Here is a 4,428-nt window from a genome sequence, read left to right as displayed (position 1 = left end):
CCACCGATAATGGCCAGCGGTGTATAGAGTGCTAAACCAAGAATCATATAGCCGATTTGACTGACGATATGGAATGACAGAATCCGTCGGAACTCGAACTGCGCTGCAGCGCCGAGTACACCGGTCAACATGGTCAGTGCCGCCATCCACAATAACAGCTCATGGGTGAAGTCGACATTCTGGTTGAAAATTAGTGTGAACACCCGGAATAGCGCATAGACACCGACTTTGGTGAGCAAGCCGGCAAACAGCGCTGAAACCGCCACAGGACCAGTATGGTAGGACGCCGGTAGCCAGAAGAACAGCGGAAACGCAGCGGCTTTAATACCAAAGGCAATCAAGAACATCACGGCGATGACGTCGACCATGCCGGTATGTTCTGCGGCGCCGAGTTTCACGGCAATATCGGCCATATTCAAGGTGCCGGTAATGCCGTAAAGCAAGCCGATGGCACTGAGGAAAATCGCTGACGAAAGCAAGTTGAGAGTGACGTATTTTACCGCACCTTCCATTTGCGCGCGCTCACCGCCGAGGATTAGAAGCGCAAAGGAAGCGATGAGCATCACTTCAAACCAGACGTACAGGTTAAAAATATCGCCGGTCAAGAACGAACCCGCAACACCGGCTAGAAGCAGGTGCATCAGCGGGTAGTAGCCGAAACGTTCATGACTGGGTGAAGCGGACGACAGCGAGAAAATGGCGATTGCCACCGCCATCATACCGGTCAGAACCACCATAATGGCACTAAGCATATCCGCAACTAGGGTAATCCCAAAAGGCGCGACCCAGTTACCCATGTACATGACGACGTGACCTTGATCGATCACACTGACGAGCAGCCAGATGCTCACAGCGAGCAGTGCAAGGCTACCAACCAGTGACAAGACACGTTGGATCACGTTGTAGCGCCATAACATGACGCACAAGGTTCCGGTCATTAAAGGAATAATTATTGGCAGAGCGACTTCTAAACTCACGTGTCAGTATCCTTCATCTGATCCAAGTTGTCGGTACGCAGGATGTTGTATGCACGGTGAATCAATACAACAGCAAATGCGAGTACCCCGAACGCGATAACAATCGCTGTCAGAATTAATGCTTGCGGGAGTGGATCCGCAATCACACCTTCGGGCAAGACAGAACCTTCCGGTATCAGTGGCGGACCGCCGCGAGTCATCCCTGCGGAGGTGAAGATAAGTAAGTTTGCTGCGTTCGAAATTAACATGAGGCCGATCACCAGTTTGACGATACTGCGTCGAAGCATCATGTAAATAGCCGCTGCGTATAAGAGGCCAACAACAATGGCCATGATGGGTTCCATTTTTGCCTCCTGTTAGTGTTCTTCTGCTTCGGTGAGTGCGATCAGCATCAGCATGACGGAGCCGAACACCGCAAAATAAACGCCAATATCAAAAATAAGCGGCGTCGAGAGCTTAATTTCTGTGCCGCCCGGTAGCATGACCGGCCACCACTGTGCCGTGAGCAATGGCTGCCCGTTGAAAAGCGCCGGAAAGACAGAAATCATGCCGAAAAATAGACCAATGCCAATTAAGTTGCGCGGATCAACGCGCATCAAGTCACGCGTTACGGCAGCACCGAAAGTAAAGAGATAAAGGGCGAACGCACCGGAAGCGACAAGCCCAGCGATAAAGCCGCCGCCGGGTTCGTTATGCCCACGCAGTAATAAGAAAACTGAAAATAGGAGCTGCAAGGGCACGAGGAAACGTGCTGCAGCATGTAAGATCAGCGTGCCTGGTTTCATCATGACGGTTTGTCCTCCTTGCGCTGATTGTCGTCGTCTGAGCTTTCGCCAGTGTTTTCGACCTGATCATCATCATGCCCATCGGTGGCATTCGGACTCAGATCTGGGTTCGACTGGGCGTCGCTTGCTGCGGCGATTTTCTTACCGTTGTTCTCTGCAACATCACCCGGTGCCAGAATTTCTTCTTTTTCCAGCATGGCAAGGTGGATCTCATCGAGTGAGTGAACGATGTCCTTCTCCGGAATCTTCTTCGGCGGCAAAATTAAGGTGCCAGCGAAGTGGTTTGCGCCCGGTGCGGTCTGCGGATTGAATTTAATCATGGCGTACACACCCATGGCAGCAAGTGCCAAGACGAAGATCTCGCCTAAGGTGTCGAGTGCGCGATAATCAACCAAGATCACGTTGACGATGTTACGACCATGAGCCAGCGGATAGCTATTCTCAATCATGTAACCTGAGATGGGCTCAAACAATTGCACATCGATGGTAATCATAATTAGCAAAGTCATTAACACACCAACCGTCAGAGCGACTGCAGCGTCTCGAATACGTTCACGCGTGGTCGAGATGTTCGAGAAGCTCGGCAAGCGGAACAGCACGAGTACGAGTAAGATAACGGTGAGCGTTTCGACCAAGATTTGAGTAATGCCGAGATCGGGTGCGCTGAATAAAATAAACACCAAGGCGATGGTGTAGCCAACGCCACCCATGGCGGCAACAGCACCAAGCCGCGAGTGAGTGACACTGGCGGTAATTGCAGCGGCGACTAACACGCCCAAAACGAGTAACTCATGGAAGTAGAAGGAAACATCAAAATTCCAATGCACTTGGTAGCGAGCGAGTAGGGTGTAGCCCGTTAACCCGACGAAAACGAGGACGATGGTGCGAAGATAGTTACGCATTGACCCGTTCTGTAGCAGCCGTGTTTGCCACTCGGCAACCCAAACGATTGCGTCCATAAAGAGGAAATAACCCCGCTCTGGGCCGCGCGCGATGATGGGGTCTAAAATACGCAAGCGATTGCGTACGCCATCCCACATTTTAAATAGAATGACACCGGCAACCAGACTAACCGCTGAGAGTAGCAGCGGTAAGTTTAGACCATGCCAGAGTGCTAAATAGCCGTCAACGACAGTGCCTGCAACCGCATTCGTGGCGGGCTGAGTAATCCAGTACCCGGCTAGGCCCGGCAACAGGCCAGCAACAAGCGAGAGAACCACCAAGACAATCGGACCAGCAAGCATGGCGAGCGGCGGCTCATGAATCTTCTCAGCTGCTTTCGGTGCTTTAAATGCGCCAAAGAAAGGGCGTAAAGCGATAACCGATGCGACGGTAACGATGAAAATTGAGCCGACAATCACAAGTGCATAAATGAACCAAGCAAAAGCACCGTCAATCATAGCCTCGAGCAAGAGCTCTTTGGCGACAAAGCCAAACAGCGGCGGAATTCCCGCCAAGGACAGCGCAGCAACCCCCGTCAGCACAGCCGTTACGGGTAGATACTTGCGTAAGCCGCCGAGCTCTGTAACTTCGCGGCTGCCTGCTTCATGGTCAACAATGCCCGCGAGCATAAACAGTGCGCCCTTGTAGAGCGAATGGGCAAGCAAATAAGCAGCAAAACCGAGCATTGCCAATTCAGTACCAATGCCGAGCAGCAGGGTCAGGGTTCCGAGCGCCATCACGGTGGAATAGGCCAAGAGCTTTTTCAGATCCGTGCTTCTCAGTGCCATAAATGCACCGGTAAATAAGGTAAACGCGCCAACCGTACTGAGAATGATGGTCCACAATTCGGTGCCACCAATTTGCGGTTGTAAACGGGCGAGTAAATAGATGCCCGCTTTAACCATGGTTGCTGAGTGTAAGTATGCACTAACCGGCGTCGGCGCAGCCATCGCGTTTGGCAACCAGAAATGAAACGGAAACTGTGCTGATTTGGTAAATGCACCGAGTAATAAACAAATGAGCATGCCGGTATAGAGCGCATGCGACGTCACGCTGTTGCTACTATTGAGAATCTCTTGAATCGAATAAGAGCCACCGGCAATGGCAAGCATGACGATACCGGCCAGTAAGGCAAGACCACCAGCGACAGTGACAATGAGGCCTTGCAAGGCAGCCTTGCGTGCACTTTCTTGATGATGATTAAAGCCAATCAACAAGTAAGAGGTGATACTGGTGAGTTCCCAGAATACGAAGAGGGTTATGAGGTTGTCAGCAAGAACTAAGCCTAGCATCGAGCCCATGAACGAGAGGAGTACCACTAAAAATCGGTTCTGATCCTCATGCCCTTTGAGGTAGGCTCCAGCATACAGAACAATAAAAGTACCAATCCCACAAATCAGCAGCGCAAACATGAGCGACAGGCCATCGAGCACCATAGTGAACGAAATGTCGAGGCCAGGAATCCAAGCAAACTCATGAATGAGCACTTCACCGGCAGCGATCATCGGGATATGACCGGCGAACCAAATGGTAAGTGCGGCCGGGACAATGGCCATTAAGTAAGCGGTTCGATGCTGATGTTGCACGAATAACCACGGGGTTACGAGTGCTGCAAGATAAATCACCAGAACGGCTAATTGCATGCGTTTTCCTCTTTCAGCAAACCCTAAAATCAATAAGTTACCGAAATTCTCGGCGCGTCGAACGGGTTAATCTAGCATAAA

General features: G+C 51.3%; 4 protein-coding genes. All 4 read right to left on the bottom strand.

The genetic code is table 11. From position 1 onward, the window contains the following. A partial coding sequence (locus J5F18_RS06230; RefSeq protein WP_346301431.1) for a proton-conducting transporter membrane subunit occupies positions 1 to 977 on the bottom strand: 977 nt, incomplete at its 3' end. Continuing rightward, positions 974 to 1,321 carry a Na+/H+ antiporter subunit C gene (locus J5F18_RS06225; protein WP_290563219.1) on the bottom strand — a complete coding sequence of 116 codons (348 nt, stop codon included), beginning with the start codon at positions 1,319 to 1,321 and terminating at the stop codon, positions 974 to 976. The genes J5F18_RS06230 and J5F18_RS06225, both read right to left, overlap by 4 nt. 12 nt (positions 1,322 to 1,333) lie before the next feature. Continuing rightward, positions 1,334 to 1,765: a Na+/H+ antiporter subunit B gene (locus J5F18_RS06220; RefSeq protein WP_346301430.1), complete on the bottom strand. Its 432-nt coding sequence runs from the start codon at positions 1,763 to 1,765 to the stop codon at positions 1,334 to 1,336. Further along, the gene (locus J5F18_RS06215; protein ID WP_346301429.1) at positions 1,762 to 4,347 is read right to left on the bottom strand and encodes a putative monovalent cation/H+ antiporter subunit A; all 2,586 of its coding nucleotides are present in this window, start codon (positions 4,345 to 4,347) and stop codon (positions 1,762 to 1,764) included. The genes J5F18_RS06220 and J5F18_RS06215 overlap by 4 nt, the downstream gene beginning before the upstream one ends. Positions 4,348 to 4,428 lie beyond the last annotated feature (81 nt).

The sequence above is a fragment of the Halomonas sp. BM-2019 genome (assembly GCF_017584085.1).
Note: the sequence above shows the minus strand (reverse complement) of the source record. Positions and strands in the feature narration are given on the sequence as shown.